The 15,756-nt window shown below is 39.2% G+C and carries 17 protein-coding genes and 1 pseudogene; 6 read left to right on the top strand and 12 right to left on the bottom strand.

Annotated elements, in window-relative coordinates; all coding sequences use genetic code 11:
- Positions 1-119 precede the first annotated feature (119 nt).
- Positions 120-560, bottom strand: coding sequence for a GNAT family N-acetyltransferase (locus tag CD31_RS07740; RefSeq protein WP_036076632.1), 441 nt, complete (start codon positions 558-560; stop codon positions 120-122).
- 118 nt (positions 561-678) lie between these two features.
- A complete protein-coding gene (locus CD31_RS07735) occupies positions 679-1,767 on the bottom strand; it encodes a glycosyltransferase family 4 protein (protein ID WP_036076631.1) in 1,089 nt (362 codons plus the stop codon).
- Positions 1,768-2,023: 256 nt separating this feature from the next.
- On the opposite strand from CD31_RS07735, the gene CD31_RS07730 reads away from it, so the two are divergent.
- From CD31_RS07730 to CD31_RS07720, 3 genes are read left to right on the top strand one after another with little or no spacing between them, the layout of a single operon-like run.
- Positions 2,024-2,623, top strand: coding sequence for a glycosyltransferase family 2 protein (locus tag CD31_RS07730; RefSeq protein ID WP_016993848.1), 600 nt, complete (start codon positions 2,024-2,026; stop codon positions 2,621-2,623).
- A 30-nt stretch (positions 2,624-2,653) separates the two neighbouring features.
- Positions 2,654-3,682 carry a polysaccharide biosynthesis protein gene (locus tag CD31_RS07725; RefSeq protein ID WP_036076629.1) on the top strand — a complete coding sequence of 343 codons (1,029 nt, stop codon included), beginning with the start codon at positions 2,654-2,656 and terminating at the stop codon, positions 3,680-3,682.
- Complete coding sequence (locus CD31_RS07720) at positions 3,679-4,533, top strand: SDR family oxidoreductase (protein ID WP_036076627.1); 855 nt, start codon at positions 3,679-3,681, stop codon at positions 4,531-4,533. Before CD31_RS07725 ends, CD31_RS07720 begins: the two co-directional genes overlap by 4 nt.
- Before the next feature lie 47 nt (positions 4,534-4,580).
- Here CD31_RS07720 and CD31_RS07715 read toward each other — a convergent pair whose 3' ends face one another.
- The 3 genes from CD31_RS07715 to CD31_RS07705 are packed head-to-tail and all read right to left on the bottom strand — an operon-like array spanning position 4,581 to position 8,042.
- Entirely contained in the window at positions 4,581-5,333 is a 753-nt protein-coding gene (locus CD31_RS07715; RefSeq protein WP_036076626.1) for an alpha/beta fold hydrolase, read from the bottom strand.
- Between the two features lie 24 nt (positions 5,334-5,357).
- Positions 5,358-6,596 (bottom strand): DNA polymerase IV, encoded by a 1,239-nt coding sequence (locus tag CD31_RS07710; protein ID WP_036076625.1) that lies wholly within the window; start codon positions 6,594-6,596, stop codon positions 5,358-5,360.
- Positions 6,597-6,644: 48 nt separating this feature from the next.
- Positions 6,645-8,042, bottom strand: a complete 1,398-nt coding sequence (locus CD31_RS07705; protein WP_036076624.1) for an aminotransferase-like domain-containing protein — start codon at positions 8,040-8,042, stop codon at positions 6,645-6,647.
- A gap of 128 nt (positions 8,043-8,170) precedes the next feature.
- Here CD31_RS07705 and CD31_RS07700 point away from each other — a divergent pair, with 128 nt between their 5' ends.
- Entirely contained in the window at positions 8,171-9,334 is a 1,164-nt protein-coding gene (locus CD31_RS07700; RefSeq protein ID WP_004231267.1) for an aminotransferase-like domain-containing protein, read from the top strand.
- Positions 9,335-9,376: 42 nt separating this feature from the next.
- Here the strand turns inward: CD31_RS07700 and CD31_RS22945 are convergent.
- The 7 genes and pseudogenes from CD31_RS22945 to CD31_RS07675 form a co-directional block, all read right to left on the bottom strand.
- Positions 9,377-9,601, bottom strand: a pseudogene (locus tag CD31_RS22945) (cupin domain-containing protein); the annotation flags it as partial.
- Positions 9,602-9,764: 163 nt separating this feature from the next.
- The gene (locus CD31_RS23995; RefSeq protein WP_004231260.1) at positions 9,765-9,887 is read right to left on the bottom strand and encodes a hypothetical protein; all 123 of its coding nucleotides are present in this window, start codon (positions 9,885-9,887) and stop codon (positions 9,765-9,767) included.
- Between the two features lie 360 nt (positions 9,888-10,247).
- Positions 10,248-11,243 (bottom strand): biotin synthase BioB, encoded by a 996-nt coding sequence (gene bioB / locus CD31_RS07695; protein WP_036076623.1) that lies wholly within the window; start codon positions 11,241-11,243, stop codon positions 10,248-10,250.
- Entirely contained in the window at positions 11,240-11,833 is a 594-nt protein-coding gene (locus tag CD31_RS07690) for a biotin transporter BioY (protein ID WP_036076620.1), read from the bottom strand. The genes bioB and CD31_RS07690 overlap by 4 nt, the downstream gene beginning before the upstream one ends.
- Entirely contained in the window at positions 11,826-13,202 is a 1,377-nt protein-coding gene (gene bioA / locus CD31_RS07685; RefSeq protein ID WP_036076618.1) for an adenosylmethionine--8-amino-7-oxononanoate transaminase, read from the bottom strand. The genes CD31_RS07690 and bioA overlap by 8 nt, the downstream gene beginning before the upstream one ends.
- Positions 13,183-13,887 carry a dethiobiotin synthase gene (bioD, locus tag CD31_RS07680; RefSeq protein WP_036076617.1) on the bottom strand — a complete coding sequence of 235 codons (705 nt, stop codon included), beginning with the start codon at positions 13,885-13,887 and terminating at the stop codon, positions 13,183-13,185. Before bioD ends, bioA begins: the two co-directional genes overlap by 20 nt.
- Positions 13,888-14,078: 191 nt before the next feature.
- Positions 14,079-14,261 carry a DUF4177 domain-containing protein gene (locus tag CD31_RS07675; RefSeq protein ID WP_036076615.1) on the bottom strand — a complete coding sequence of 61 codons (183 nt, stop codon included), beginning with the start codon at positions 14,259-14,261 and terminating at the stop codon, positions 14,079-14,081.
- Positions 14,262-14,400: 139 nt separating this feature from the next.
- Here CD31_RS07675 and CD31_RS07670 point away from each other — a divergent pair, with 139 nt between their 5' ends.
- Positions 14,401-14,865 carry a hypothetical protein gene (locus CD31_RS07670; RefSeq protein ID WP_036076613.1) on the top strand — a complete coding sequence of 155 codons (465 nt, stop codon included), beginning with the start codon at positions 14,401-14,403 and terminating at the stop codon, positions 14,863-14,865.
- Between the two features lie 171 nt (positions 14,866-15,036).
- On the top strand, positions 15,037-15,738 hold the full coding sequence (locus CD31_RS07665) for a response regulator transcription factor (protein ID WP_016993859.1): 702 nt from the start codon (positions 15,037-15,039) through the stop codon (positions 15,736-15,738).
- The last annotated feature ends 18 nt before the right edge of the window (positions 15,739-15,756 follow it).

Raw genomic sequence — 15,756 nt, 5'->3', positions numbered from 1 at the left:
CAAGCTGTCTAAACGAAATAACCGTGTCTAACTTTTAGGGGTCACTTCACATTAACGATCTAGGGGATTTTTATGATAGGCAAGAAGCATTTTCATCCAACGATGTGATGCTCACCAATTCAGATAAAATATTTAACATAATTACAATATTCATCTTGCTTCATTTGTAGCTTTTCATAAAGCTTGCGTGCATTTACATTATCAGCCGCCGTCTGTAACGTGACATAGCGAGCATATTGTTGCTCACAATAATGAAATACCTTTTCCATCAATGCCTTGCCCACCCCTAGGCCTCTAGCATCTTCTGTTACATAAATATCATTTAAAATATAGGCACGCTGTAAAGCAATGGACGAAAATGTTGGATATAATTGTGTAAATCCAATCATCTTGTCATCCACCAGTGCGATAAAAATGACGGATTCTTTCAAGGCTAATCGTAATTGTAAAAATGCCTTGGCACTGCTTATATCTGACTCAATTCCATAAAATTGACGATATTCATCAAACAGTTTTGATAAATCCTCTAGTTCATTCATTGTTGCTTGTCGTATTTCCATTCTAGTCTCCCCTTGTGTCTACCCATGATTGTCTAACTTTATAAAACTAGTTTTTATTATATAGGAAATACTGGTATAAAGAAAAGAATACTCCTCTCCATCCAGAAAAGATTGATTTTTATTCACCTAAATAAGTGGCAATCTTCTTGACGATCTGCCTCCAATTTAATTCATTGCGGGCAAATGCTTGGAGCTGGACACAAGTATCTGCCAACAATGGTTCCTGTGCTGCAACGTGTTGCAATGTCCGACCCATTGCCTCCCAATCATGTGTAGGATGGATTGTTCCAAAACGCTGTTGTTGTGTAATATCAGCAGCACCATCCACATCTGTTGTCACGATATAGCAACCATTTTTAGCTGCCTCCGCAAAGACATGCGCATAGCATTCGACTAAAGACGTTAAGCAAAAAATTTTAGCCTTTCGATACTCCTCTTCTAGCTGGACCTTATCAAAAATAGGTCCTACCATCGTTACTTGAGCGGCAAACGGCTGACTATCTAGTAATAGTCTCAGCTCTTCTTGAAATGAGACTGACATCGGCCCTACTAAACGAAGCTCCCAATCTGGCAATTGTGCTGCTAGAAATGCCTTGACTGTCAAAATTGTTTGCTTCTCTGGTGCATCCAATCGCCCAACTGTTAGAATGCTATTTTTTTTCTCGTGAAACGGCACTGGCTCTGTGTGAAAATGTTCATAAAAACCATTGGGTATATGTTTAACATCCAATTGTGAAAAGTCTTTGATTGCTGTTTGAATAGATATACATTCAGAGGTAAGGAGATCACAAAGCTGCAACAACTCTAAAAAATAGGGATAGGTTTTTAATCGATTTAGCCAAAATCGATTGACATCTAATTTCATATAAATTTTGCCATTTGGATTAAAGTGCTTATAGGCTTTCAAAATAGCTAAATAGGATGGATAGGGTCCAATAGCAAAGGCAATGTCGATGTCCTTTGCATGCTGGGCTAAATAGGCATTCATATTCGCCACATAATCATCTGCAAATGGTACAGACGCAAATTTTACAGTGGGAAAGACTTGTTGAAGAAGAGCTTCATTCATTTCTGTCGTGACAATAGTGACCTCATAGCCTAAATGTTCCCCCAGTAAAATAGGCACTAGACACAAATCTTTGAAAATATGAGCATCCGAAAGTTTGTAAGATTCCACGCTACAAATAAATGCGATCCTTTTTGTCATCATATCCCTCTTTCTAAAAAAGCGCTCTCGCTAGTTTATGACCTCCCTTGTTAAACGTGCTTATGTTAGTAAATTTTTGTCTTTCTTATGCCATTTTTCTAGTAAACATAAAAATTCTATCTAAAAACGACTCTCTTAAAAACATCCTAAAATCAGCAATTGCCTACAGTAGCACTACGTCTACGCATATTGTATTAAAGGATCTACTCAGTCACATAGAACAACTCTACTAATGAACATAGAATGGAGGGATCAGATGAAGATTAGTTTTTTATCACCTGCATTTAATAGCGAAGAATGGATCGTAACGATGCTTGATAGTATTCCTAAAGAATATGCCTATGAAATTATCGTGGTGGATGATGGCTCTACAGACAATACGTTAGCCATTTTACAGGACTATCAGAAAAACTGTGCAGCTTTAAAAATCATCGTTCACCCAACGAATTTAGGTGCGAGTGTTGCCTATAATCGATGCATTGCAGAAGCGACAGGAGATTATATAGCCATCATCGATAGTGATGACCACTATTTACCTGCTATTCGCAATGTACTAGCACAAGTAGATGGCACATTTGATATTTACTATTACAACATGATTATTAAGAATGGCTTTGCTTTTATTAAAGATGAATCCAACCGCTATTCCTTACCGGGACAATTTAAAATCATCAGAAGAAGTTTAATTGGAGATGCGAAATTTACAATACGCAAAGATATTGCAGGAGATTGGGATTTTAATTGCGCCCTAATGGATAAAAATCCGACAAGTAAATATACTAACGAATTTGCTTACTGGTACAACTACCCTAGAGAAAACTCTGAATGTGATTTGCATCAAAGAGGATTGAAATAATAGCATGCAGGAGGTGAAACGAACTATACCATGTTTACAAATAAAATATTATTGATTACTGGAGGCACGGGCTCTTTCGGGAACGCCGTATTAAAGCGATTTTTAAATACGGATATCAAAGAAATTCGGATTTTTTCAAGGGATGAAAAAAAGCAAGATGATATGCGGAAACGCTATCAGCACACTAAAATCAAATTTTATATCGGGGATGTCCGCGATATTCAAAGCATTCACAATGCGATGTATAATGTTGACTATGTATTTCATGCCGCCGCTCTCAAGCAAGTTCCCTCCTGCGAATTTTTTCCCTTAGAAGCTGTGAAAACCAATATTTTAGGAACGGATCACGTCCTAACAGCCGCCATTCAAGCTGGCGTCAAGAAAATCATTTGCCTTTCAACAGATAAGGCGGCCTACCCTGTCAATGCGATGGGCATATCCAAGGCAATGATGGAAAAAACGTTTATTGCGAAGTCACGAATGGTTGATCCTCACCAAACCCTGATTTGCGGCACTAGATACGGCAATGTCATGGCTTCACGAGGCTCGGTCATCCCGTTATTCATCGAGCAAATAAAGGCTGGAAAACCTTTAACGATTACAGACCCTCATATGACACGTTTTATGATGAGCCTTGAGGAGGCGGTAGAATTGGTATTGTACGCATTCTCCCATGCTCAAAATGGGGATATTATGGTGCAAAAATCACCTGCTGCGACAATAGAAAATTTAGCACAGGCTTTACTTGAAATTTTTCAAGCGAACAATGCCCTACAAATTATTGGAACACGGCACGGAGAAAAAATGTATGAAGTATTATGTACAAAGGAAGAAGCGGCAAAAGCTATTGATATGGGCCATTTCTATCGAATCCCAGCGGATAATCGGGATTTAAATTATGGAAAATACCTTGATGAAGGCTCTCCAAAAATTACATTAACAGATGAATATAACTCTAATAATACAAAACAATTAAGTGTGGCTGACATCAAAGAAAAGCTATTAACATTGCCTCTTATACAAGAAGAGCTCCTACATTGGACAGGAGGAAGACCATGAAATTTTTAGTGCTCGGTGCTACAGGCATGGCTGGTCATACCATTGCCATCTATTTATGTGAACAAGGGCATGATGTCACAACATGCTCTAGAACCCCTTTTCCCTATGGCAATAATAGAACAGGTGATGTGACAGACGCCCATTTCTTAAGGTCGCTACTACTAGACAATGATGTAGATGTCGTCATTAATTGTATAGGTGTTTTAAACGATGCTTGTGAGGCTGATCCTGCCCAAAGTGTTTTACTAAATAGTTATTTACCGCATGCCATTGTTTCTCTCCTTGAAAATCGACAAACAAAGCTTATTCATCTAAGTACCGATTGCGTATTTTCAGGCAAAAGTGCTCCCTACTATGAAAAAAGTATCCGGGACGGTGAAACCTTTTATGACCGTACAAAAGGTTTAGGAGAAGTGAATCACAACAAGCACATCACATTTCGCAATTCGATTATTGGCCCAGATTTGAAAAAGGATGGCATCGGACTCTTCAATTGGTTTATGCAACAAAAAGGCCCCGTCTTTGGCTATTTGGGTGCTATTTGGACGGGAGTAACAACGCTTACATTGGCTAAAGCCATTGAACGTGCTGCGCAAGAAGATTTAACAGGACTCTATCATCTCGTAAATACGACAAGTATTTCTAAACACGATCTATTGCATCTATTTAATAAACACTTCCTCAACAACAGCATTAAAATTCTTCCTCATCAGCTTGTTCATGTCAATAAAACATTAATAAATACAAGAAATGACTTCTCATTTAGTGTCCCTAGCTACGAGGAAATGATCATAGAAATGAAGGAATGGGTATTGCAGCATAAAGATTTATATCCTCACTATTTTCAATGATCCATACATCAGCTCCATTATGGATGACGATTCGTAATGGAGTTTCATTACCGAATAGCTGTCCCCTCTGGTAATTGACCATCCTTAATCCAATTCTCAACAAAGCGATTAAAAAATGCAGGCTGGGCTAATGATACGCCATGACCGATGTTCTTTAATAGCACGCCCTCACTATTTGGATGACTTCGCACAAGTGCTTTAGCGGACTTTTTCATGTTATTTTTCTCTTTGTCTCCCACCGTTATTAAAATCTTTCCTTGGGCTTTGTGAAAATCAGGGGGAATGGAAAACAACATATTTTCTCGCAAAATTTGAAGCAATGTATCTACTTTCATCGTGGCACTCTCTTGATAGTAACGCTCAAAATAGTCTTCTTGAATATATAGAGCTTTTGCTTGAAGTTTCGCAAATGTTTTATTTTTTATAAGCGGAAATGACAGCCGAATAAACGGTTGAAGCATCCTTTCTACAGTAGGAGAGGGTATCACGAGCGCACTATTGATAATCGTAAAATCGATTAAACTAGGCTGTAGACTTAGCATTTGAATAGCGATTTGCGCTCCTAAAGAGAAACCAATTACTATAACAGGCTTTCCATTTGCTTTTTTCTCAATAAGCAGAAGAAGCTCTTTAGCACTTTGTTCAATGGAAAATGGATTGTGTGACATTAGCTCAGGTATAACACAGTGATAATGGGAAAAATGGTGAACTTGCTGATCCCACATCCACCCTCCAACGCCCCCTCCGTGAATAAACATCATGAAAGGATTGTTAGCATCCCCATACTCCTTGTATTGCATAGATACACCTACTTTCATTCTGTCTCATTCATGGTCATCTAAAAAATCTTTACTAAAGCTTGTTTGTGATTGATAGGAGGAACGTTTCCCTAAATCTACACCACGTTTGATAATCCCCTTGCCAAACCGTCCCTCAATTTCATCGACAAGCTTGAGAATCGGTTCATCTTTCGCATGCTCCTGAAAATCAAATATCGATAATTGCTGTGAATAATCTTTTCGATCCACCACATTGGAAACCGTTACACCAAGTAATCTTACAGGAGATTCATCCCAATGCTTATCAAATAAAGTACATGCAATGTCGTAAATGTCTTCATACCGATACAGGACATTGGACATTGTTTTTGAACGCGTATGAATATGCCAATCAGCATCACGAATTTGAATGCTCACAGTGGAACCTGCTAAGCGCTTGGCATCAAGTCGCTCCCCCACTTTCTTACATAGACCTTCGATTGTTTTATGAAGTGTACGAATATCTGTTACATCTTCTGGTAATGTTGTTGAATTCCCAACGCTTTTCGTATCAAAGATTGCCTCAGGATCGACCATGCGCTGATCCACCCCATTGGCTCTTGCTCGAAGCCGTACCCCATTCTTCCCTAAAATTTGCTTCATTTTAAATTCTTCTGTCTTAGCTAAATCACCGATTGTAAAAATGCCTTGTGCATTTAATTTTTTAGCTGTACTTGCGCCAATCCCATGCATATTGACAACCTCACGATGCCATAACTGCTGTTCAATATCCCGTTTTCGTAGTACAGTAATCCCCATTGGTTTCTTCATATCAGAGGCTGTTTTTGCTAAAAATTTATTCGGTGCAATACCGATGGAACAAGGTAAATCCAGCTCAGTTAAAATGCGCGCTTGTATTTCCTGGGCAATACTTAAGGCATGTCGTTCCTTGCTTAACTCAGTCACATCCAAGTAGCCCTCATCAATCGAAACAGGCTCTACTAATGGTGTATAGCTGCGAAGAATGGTGAACATCTCTTTAGATGCTTGACGATACTTTTGAAAATCTGGAGGTAATAACAATAGCTCAGGACATTTACGCTTCGCTTCATGAACAGTCATCGTTGTATAAATGCCTAGCGCCCTTGCTTCATATGAACAAGTTACTAAAATGCCACGCCGCTCCTTTGGGTTTCCTGCAATTGCGAGAGGCTTCCCCTTTAAACTTGGATCATGTGCTTGCTCCACAGAAGCATAGAAACTGTTCATATCCACATGCAAAATAACGCGCCCTTTATGCGCCATGTTCATCACCTCGTTTCTTTCTTAGCCTTATTATACGCCCCATAACCTCTAATCAACAAATGCATAATCACCATTACTTTCGAGGAGGTCCTTTAAAATAATTAACGCCTGCTCAAGTTGAGATTCTGGCGCTGCAATGGCTAAACGAACGGCATTGACAGGCTTAGTATTCCCTACTGCAAAGCGCTCTGCCGCATAGACTTGTACACCAGCCTTCGAAGCTAACAATTCAAATTGAACACCCGTAAACTTGTCAGGCAATTGGAGCCACCTAAAAATACATTCCTCATCCCCTAATATCTGATAATCCCCTAAATACTGATCGACAAGCGCATTTTGCTGCTTGGCATATGCTCGGTGTTTTTCTAAAATCGTTTGGGCAACACCTTCATGGATTAATCGTGCGGCAAGCTCCAGCATGATAGGAGAAACGGAAATGTTGATATTATAGAGTGTTTCCATTATTTTTTTTCGTAGCGCAGGAGGTGTCACAAGGAAGGATAATCGTAAACCAGGTGATAGTGTTTTAGATAGGCTAGCAATGTAAATAACCTTCTCGGGTGCATAAGAAGCAATCGGAGCAAGCGGTTGCTCCTTAAGAAAGCTATAGATAGCATCCTCGATCACAAGCAAATCCTTCTGTCTTGCCACGTCTGCAATCATTTTTCTTGTTTCTACTGACATCGTATGGGTCGTTGGGTTATGAAAATCCGGGATCACATAGATGCCTTTGATATGCTCATTTTTACACGCATATAGTAATCCTTCTTTTGTCATTTCACCCTGACATTGTTGGATAGCCACAAGCTGGATACCAAGCATATTTGCAGCTGTTTTAATGCCAGCATAGGTAATTGGATCTGTACCAATGCGGTCGCCTGGCTGAAATAAAGCTGCAAGGGTTCCCACAATGGCATTTTGTCCGCCTGCTCCTAGAAGAATAGGCTGATCTGTTTGAAAATTTACTAGTTCGAGTAGCTTCATCACGGCTTCGTTTTGCCACGCATTGCCCTCAGGTCGTCCATATTGAAATAGCATGCTAAAACTAGGTTCGTTTATCATTTTCTTCATAAAGCGTGTAATATCATCATTAACAAAATTGTCTGGTAAAACAGAGCCCATTTCAATGATAGGTGTGGCATGGTTGGTTGGCAGTAACATTTTATTGCTAGCCGCATCTGTTGAAACGAATGTACCGCTGCCAATCGAGGCATAGATTAAGCCTTTTTGGCCACAAAGCTTAAAGGCTCTTGTTATCGTACTTAAATTCACATCTAAAAAATCAGCTAATTCGCGCTGCGGAGGCAATTTTGTGCCTGGTACTAGCTTTCCATCCTTGATATCTTGCTCTAGCTGTTGTGCGATGGCTATATATAACGGAGCAGATATATTGCTAATATCCGGCTTCCAACTCATGGGATACTCGTCAAATGAATTAATAGGCATTCACTAGGCCCTTCTTTCTCTTAATTTGCATACAATAGTTTAATTGTCTTGCATACAATGATAATATTGTATGCACACGATGACAATGATATAATTTTTAAAAAATCAGAAAAAAAGGACCGATAATTATGCAATATTCTGAAAGAATCTTAAAAACACCATCCTCATTTATTCGAAATATTTTAAAAGTGACAGATGCAGAGGACGTTATTTCCTTTGCAGGTGGGCTTCCAAACCCTATCTCTTTCCCGATTGATGCATTGAGAGCATCGGTAGACCATGCTATTACAGTAAATGGCAGCAGGTTATTCCAATATTCATCCACACAGGGGTATGCACCATTGCGTGAATATATTGCTGCAAAATATCAACGTCTCCATGGACTTGATGTACATGCTGACGATGTCTTTATTACTACAGGCTCACAGCAAGCGCTTGAACTTATTGGTAAAGTACTTATTAATAAAGGCGATGGCATTATCATCGAAGAGCCGGGTTACTTAGGAGCCATCCAAGCCTTTACTTTAACAGAGCCAACTTTTCATGGTGTTACACTAGAAAATGATGGTCTTAACTTAGAAGAGTTAGAGCGTGCTCTACAACAACCAAATGTAAAATTCATTTATACGGTGCCGAACTTCCAAAACCCAACAGGACTCACATATTCGAAGGAAAAGCGTGAGCAAATTTGCGAAATAGTGGCAAAATACGATGTTGCTTTAATTGAGGATGATCCGTACGGGGAGCTACGTTTCCAAGGGGAGCCACTTCCATATATCGGTGCTGGTAAATTAGAAAATAGTATTTTACTAGGTTCTTTCTCTAAAACGGTCACACCAGGCATGCGTCTTGGCTTTATTATCACAAAAAACAAAGAGCTTTTACAGCATATTGAAACAGCGAAGCAAGCATCTGATCTGCATACGAATATTTTTTCACAATATGTTATCTACGATTACTTAGCAAGTAATGATTATACAGAACATGTAAAGAAAATTATTGCTTTATATAAAAATCAATCGGATGCGATGCTTGATGCGATGCAGGAGTTTTTCCCTGCCCATGTTGAATACACACGACCTGAGGGTGGCATGTTCATTTGGGCGACAATGAAGGACGGTACACCGGCCCTTGATGTATTCAATAAAGCGATGGAACAAAAGGTAGCCTTCGTGCCTGGCGATCCATTCTATACATCAAAAACGAATGTGAATACAATGCGCCTTAACTATACAAATGCAACACCTGAAGTCATCCGTGAGGGAATTAAACGGTTAGCTAGTATTTTATAAAACGAAAACGTATAAACGCTGTGAAAAGCGTTTATACGTTTTTTAATGTGGATAGTAAATAGTCATACTAAGTCGTGTTATTGTACTACCTGGATTGCTGTATGTGTGTGGATGGTCAGCCTTAAATCGTATGGCATCACCCTTTGTTAATCGATAATCCTGATCCTGTATATGGATGATTAATTCCCCATCAAAAACGGTTTTATATTCCTCCGTTCCTTCTCTATGGGCCTCAGCGTCTAACGTTCCATTTGGTGTAATCAGTACATTTAGTTGGGCGTTATGTGGCTCCGTTTTTCAAAAGGTTCTACAGCAATATCGAAAGCCGTTTAACATCATCATGGCACTATTATTACTGTACAGTGCTGCTTCCATTGTTGTACATTAAAAAAACAGCCCTCTGTCGGTAGAGGGCTGCTTTAGCAGCAACTTATTTTGTATACGTTAAAACGGCATTTTTCTTGAATTTTGCTAAAGCTTCTGTTGCCTCATTCTTGCTCGCATACTCAAAAATTCGAACGTCCTTTTTATCAAAAACTGTAATAACCCACATGTGAAAAGCTCCCTTCACTCATTATTTTTGTAATATAACAACCACTAAAATTTGTGAGACGATTCATCAACTGTTTTATAACAATTCCTTACTTGATTCTTATTTTACGCTGATTTTTTCAAAAAGAAAGCTTTATGTGAAGGTCTTCACAAACTGTTCAATTTCAAAACGCTTTCATTGAACAATTTGTGAAAACCTTGATTTTATAGGTATATCAACAGCCAGTGATGTCCGGTCTATCCATCACTTTTCAATTTTTATCCACTACCTTTCACAGCCTATCCGTCTCTTTTCATCTACAGCAAAAAACCGTACAAAAGTACGGTTTTTGCTGTAGTAGTAGATTTCTATCTCATAAGATTAACAAAATACTTCTTCTTGCTTATGTGTTAATTCAATTTCGAAGCCCAAATCCTCAAGCATGCGATAATCATTATTCGCTTCTTGTCCAGCTGTTGTTAAATAATCCCCTACAAAAATGCTATTAGCTGCATAGAGACCAAGTGGCTGAAGTGAGCCTAAATTGATTTCACGACCACCCGAAATACGGATTTCCTTTGTCGGATTAATGTAGCGGAACAACGCTAAAACCTTTAAACAATAGCGTGGGTTTAAATCCTTTGTCCCTTCTAGCTTTGTTCCATCAATTGCATTTAGAAAGTTTACAGGAATAGAATCAGCGTCCAATTGATGGAGGGCGCGTGCAATATTGACGACATCCTCTTTTGTTTCCTTCATCCCAATAATGGCACCTGAGCAAGGTGAAATGCCATGCCTTTTCACGATCTCCACCGTATTGACACGATCCTCATATGTATGTGAGGTCGTGATGAAGGAATGATGACGTTCCGATGTATTTAAATTATGATTGTAGCGATCCACACCCGCTTCCTTTAGTTGCTGTGCCTGTTCTTCTTTTAGTAAGCCAAGACAGGCACAAACCTTCAAGCCATACTTTTCTTTTATTTCAGCAACCGCCTCACTCACGACATTGACATCCTTACGTGTTGGCCCACGTCCACTGGCTACAATACAATACGTCCCAATCTTATTGTCAAATGCTCGTTTTGCACCCGCTAAAATTTCCTCTTTTGTAATAAAGGGATATTTTTCAATAGGAGCCGTCGATTTAGAGGACTGGGAGCAATAACCACAATCCTCAGGGCAATAACCGCTTTTGGCGTTCATAATCATATTCAACTTTACTTTTTTACCATAATAATGACGACGAATCGCAAAAGCACCATCCATAAGCTGTAATAGCTCATCATCCTCACTATTTAATATGGCGAGTGCCTCTTCATTGCTAATAACCTTTCCAGCAATTACTTCTTTTGCTAATTGGTAATAATTCATATTACATTCTCCCCCTCTACGTGTGAAAATTTCACATTTCTTGCTGACTGAAATACTTTATACAAGCGCTCCGCTAATAGCGCTGATGTAATAGCTAAGCAAAAATCAGCGACAATACTACTTAAAAAGCCGACAACAAACACATGTGACCAGCTTGACTTCATGTCTAACCAGAAATTCAATGCTACATACAAATAAGGAACAGCCACAGCATAAATAATAACCAGCCCAAAAATGGTTGCTGCGATAAAATGCTTTTTCGTTGGCGTCTCAATCCTTTCAATGATGAACCCAATCACATAGGCGGCTAGGGCAAAGCCAATCAAATAACCAAAAGTTGGCTGTAAGACATATGTGATACCACCACCCTGTGTAAAAACAGGTAAGCCTACTAAGCCCACACCGATATAGACAAGTTGACTATAAAAACCATTCCGACTACCCAATAAACAGCCTGCTAAAAATACAAAAACAATTTGTAATGTAAAGGGTACGACAGGCATTGGAATTTTAACAAAAGCGCCGATTGCTGTTAGAGCAGCAAACATGGCAATCATGACAAGCGCTAATGTTTGATGTCGCTTACCCAACCTTAGCCCCCCTGTCTTGGAAAAATTGTTCGATTGTCTCTTTCGTTGTATGAATCATAAATGACATTTCCTCTTCAGAAATAATATAAGGTGGCATAAAATACAGAACATTGCCGAGCGGTCTGATGAGTAAGCCTTTCGTTAAAGCCCGTTGATAAATTTGATAGCCGATACGCTCCTCACTGGCGAACGCTTCCTTTGTCCGCCGGCTTTTCACTAGTTCAATCGCCCCCACTAAACCAACTTGTCGGTATTCACCCACATAAGGCATATCACAAAAAGCTTCCATGGCTAAAGCTCGCATGTATTGTCCCTTGTGCTGAATCATCTCCATCACTTGTTCCTCTTGAAACATTGTTAACACTTCCAGTGCCACACGACAGGCCAATGTATTGCCTGAATAGCTATGCGAATGTAAAAAAGCTTTCATTGTTCCGTAATCATCATAAAAAGCGTCATAGATTTGCTGCGTCGTTAAGACAACAGATAAAGGTAAATAACCACCAGTTAGCCCCTTTGATAAACACATAAAATCTGGCATGATATCCGCTTGTTCACAGGCAAACAATGTACCTGTCCGACCGAACCCTACAGCAATTTCATCTGCTATGAAGTGCACATCATAGTGTGAGCACAATGCCCGTAAGTGCTGTAAATAGACAGGTGGGTACATTTTCATACCTGCTGCAGCCTGAATTAATGGTTCAATAATAACTGCCGTGATTTCCTCATGATGCGCTTGAAGTTGTTCCTCAACAAATTGACTACATGGTGCATTACAACTTGCTGGATCTTCCTGAAATGGACAGCGGAAGCAATCTGGCCCTTTGGCACGCACCGTATCTAATAACAGAGGCTGGTAAACTTCATTGTAAAGCCCTACCCCTCCAACAGATAAAGCACCAATGGTTTCTCCGTGATAGGCATCCGTCAAGGCGAGAAAGCGCTTTTTTGCTGGTTTCCCCGTCTGCATATGGTATTGAAAGCTCATTTTCAGTGCAACTTCAATAGCAGATGAGCCATTATCGGCAAAAAAGACTTTATGTAATCCCTGTGGTGCTAGCGCGGTTAGTTTTTCAGCCAATTGTATAGCTGGTTCATGTGTAAAATTCGCAAAGATCGTATGCTCCAATGTAAATGCTTGCTCACTTAAAGCCTGGCTAATACGCGGATTGGCATGTCCAAATAAATTAACCCACCAAGATGAGACAGCATCCAAATAACGCTGATCATGTTCGTCATAAAGCCACACACCTTGCCCCTTTTTTATGACGATTGGTGGAAATGCTTCATAGTCCTTCATTTGCGAGCATGGATGCCAAACATGACGTAAATCTCTTACCTGTAAATCAGTTACTGCTTGTTTCATAGTTAAATAGCCTTTCAAACAGTGTGGTGTGTGTGATGGCATAATCCATTAGCTGTGACAAATTTTGTAGCTGCGGAATAATCGCATAGGGTAAGGGGTGGTACTGTAAAATCGTTTGTATATTATCTTGCTCCATACAGCTGCCCGTGTCCCCATTAAACACCATGCCAAGAACGTCAACTTGACGAGAGCGCAATGCCTCTATTGTTAATAATGTGTGATTGATCGTCCCTAGGGATGTCCTTGTAACAAGCACTACTGGCAGCTTGCTACTCACGATGACATCAAGCAGCGTCATTCCATTGGGGGCAGTAAGCGGAACAAAAAGCCCACCCGCTCCCTCACATATCACAACATCATAGGATGCTTGTAATAATTGAATACGCAATAATAGCTCATTGGCATCAATTTGCTGCCCCTCCAGTTGCGCAGCAAAATGTGGCGATGCAGCTTCTCTAAATGAATAGCTATTAAGGTGCTCTTGTTGAAGCTTTTGTAAGGAATACTTTTCATACATGGCTGTATCATAATAATAGCCACGACCATTTTCGTATACCTCTCCTGTTTGCACAGGCTTGTATGGTGAAACTTTCAAGCCTTGTTTTTGTAAATGACACATCAACATGGTGGTGACAATTGTTTTCCCAACATCCGTATCTGTACCGACAACCCAAAAATGTTGCATTGTTAACCCCCCTCTTTTAAGTTAACCATTAACACTATTTAAGTTAACACATATATTTTTGTTTTGTAAATGCTATTTCTATATTTTTCTGAATACACTATTTTTGTTAATAAAAACAGCAAACTTTGTATTAAAATAAGAAAACGCTACACTCCCACCATTTAAGGCAAGAATCTAGCGTTCATTGATAGTCATGACAGTAATCTCTCAAAAATGATTTCATAGTCTGTTGGTTTCCCATGTCCATTATAAGCAATCGGCAATACTTGCACTAAGCGCCAACCTTGCTTATCGTATTCTTCGATTGTTTTCCGATAGGTAGATTCCTGAAAAAAGCTGCCTAATTGTGTTTGTACAAATTTATACGCATACATTGACTCACCCCCTGTAAATCTTTACATAACTGCTGAGTCAAGGTTTCAATAATTAGTAGGTTCTCGCTTTTGAATATTATGATTATTTTAAAGGATTTTAATCTTCACTCGTAGTATTAAACTACATGGGGGTGGTAGTATGTTTGGCATTTTTAAAGAACCAGCGAAGATCATCGATACATATGAACAAGTGCATTCAATTTTAAAATCATTACTTACCTATGAACTAAGAGAATTACCAAATCGTTATGAATTTTGGTATCGTGTGGCCATTCGTCAGGAGGAGTTTCGAACATTACAGGCAGAGCATCGTGCAAAAATTTCAATGACTTCTGCCGTAGGACGTTTTCATCAAACACAATATGAAGTGATGTCACAGAAATTAGCAAAGTTTGAACGCCTATCCGATATTTATAAACTATTTTGTATTGAAGAAGAACGAGAGCTATTAAACCATCGTCTCTCTTTTCATCAAGAAACGATTGCTGCCATCTATGACCATGTTCAACATAAAGAGCTTTATATGTACAGTGATAGTGTTCAACAGCAATTTTGGGAGGCCATCCGTGATGATCTACTCCATGCTATCGCACACCTAGATTAATTTTTTAGAGACTTCATTTTCTCATGGAAATAGAAGTCTCTATTTATTTTGTAAACTCGCATGATTATTTTGACTAGGGCTATGAGGGATTCTAAAATCATTCGACTTCTAAGTCTTCTAATTCCCAACCTAGACAAAAGTTGGTATATTTGAAATAGGAAGGTGATAGATATGTCGAACGAGAAAATTTTAATAGTGGAAGATGATATAGATATTATGGAGGTTTTATCACTCACACTAGCGAATGCTAACTATAGTGTATTAAAGGCATCATCTCTATCCAGTGGCTGGCACCTCGCTGTCACGCAGCAGCCAGATTTAATCTTGTTAGATGTTAATCTACCAGATGGAACAGGCTTCGAGTTAGCCAAAAGAATCCGGGATGTGTCGGATGTCATTATCATTTTTGTGACCGTCAATCATCTAATTGAACAGAAGCTTGAGGGCTTTGAGGTGGGGGCAGATGATTATTTGACAAAGCCATTTATTCCAAAAGAATTATTGGCCCGTATCCAAGCAAATTTAAAACGGAGAAACCCATCAAAGAAAAGTAATATTGTACATATTGATAATTTGTCCATACATTTAGATGAGAAAAATGTTTATAAGGATGGACAGCTATTAAATTTATTTACGAAGGAGAAGCTGCTCCTCTTTTTTCTAATTGAGCATGCGAATCAAGTGATTAGTGTTGATCAACTCATTGATCATGTTTGGGGCTATGACGGTGTCACTGATTTGAAAACTGTATCTGTCCATATTAGTACGCTTCGTCGTAAAATTGAAGATATTCCCTCAAAGCCGAAATGGATTCAAACAGTGAGAGGTTTTGGCTACCAATTCGTCTATAAAAAAGAGAGTGGTGAGAAGTAAGAAAACACTCACCACCCC

The sequence above is a fragment of the Lysinibacillus boronitolerans JCM 21713 = 10a = NBRC 103108 genome (genome assembly GCF_000772935.1).
GTDB classification, from domain to species: domain Bacteria; phylum Bacillota; class Bacilli; order Bacillales_A; family Planococcaceae; genus Lysinibacillus; species Lysinibacillus boronitolerans.
The sequence above is the reverse complement of the archived record's forward strand: the minus strand, read 5'-3'. Positions and strand labels throughout refer to the sequence as shown.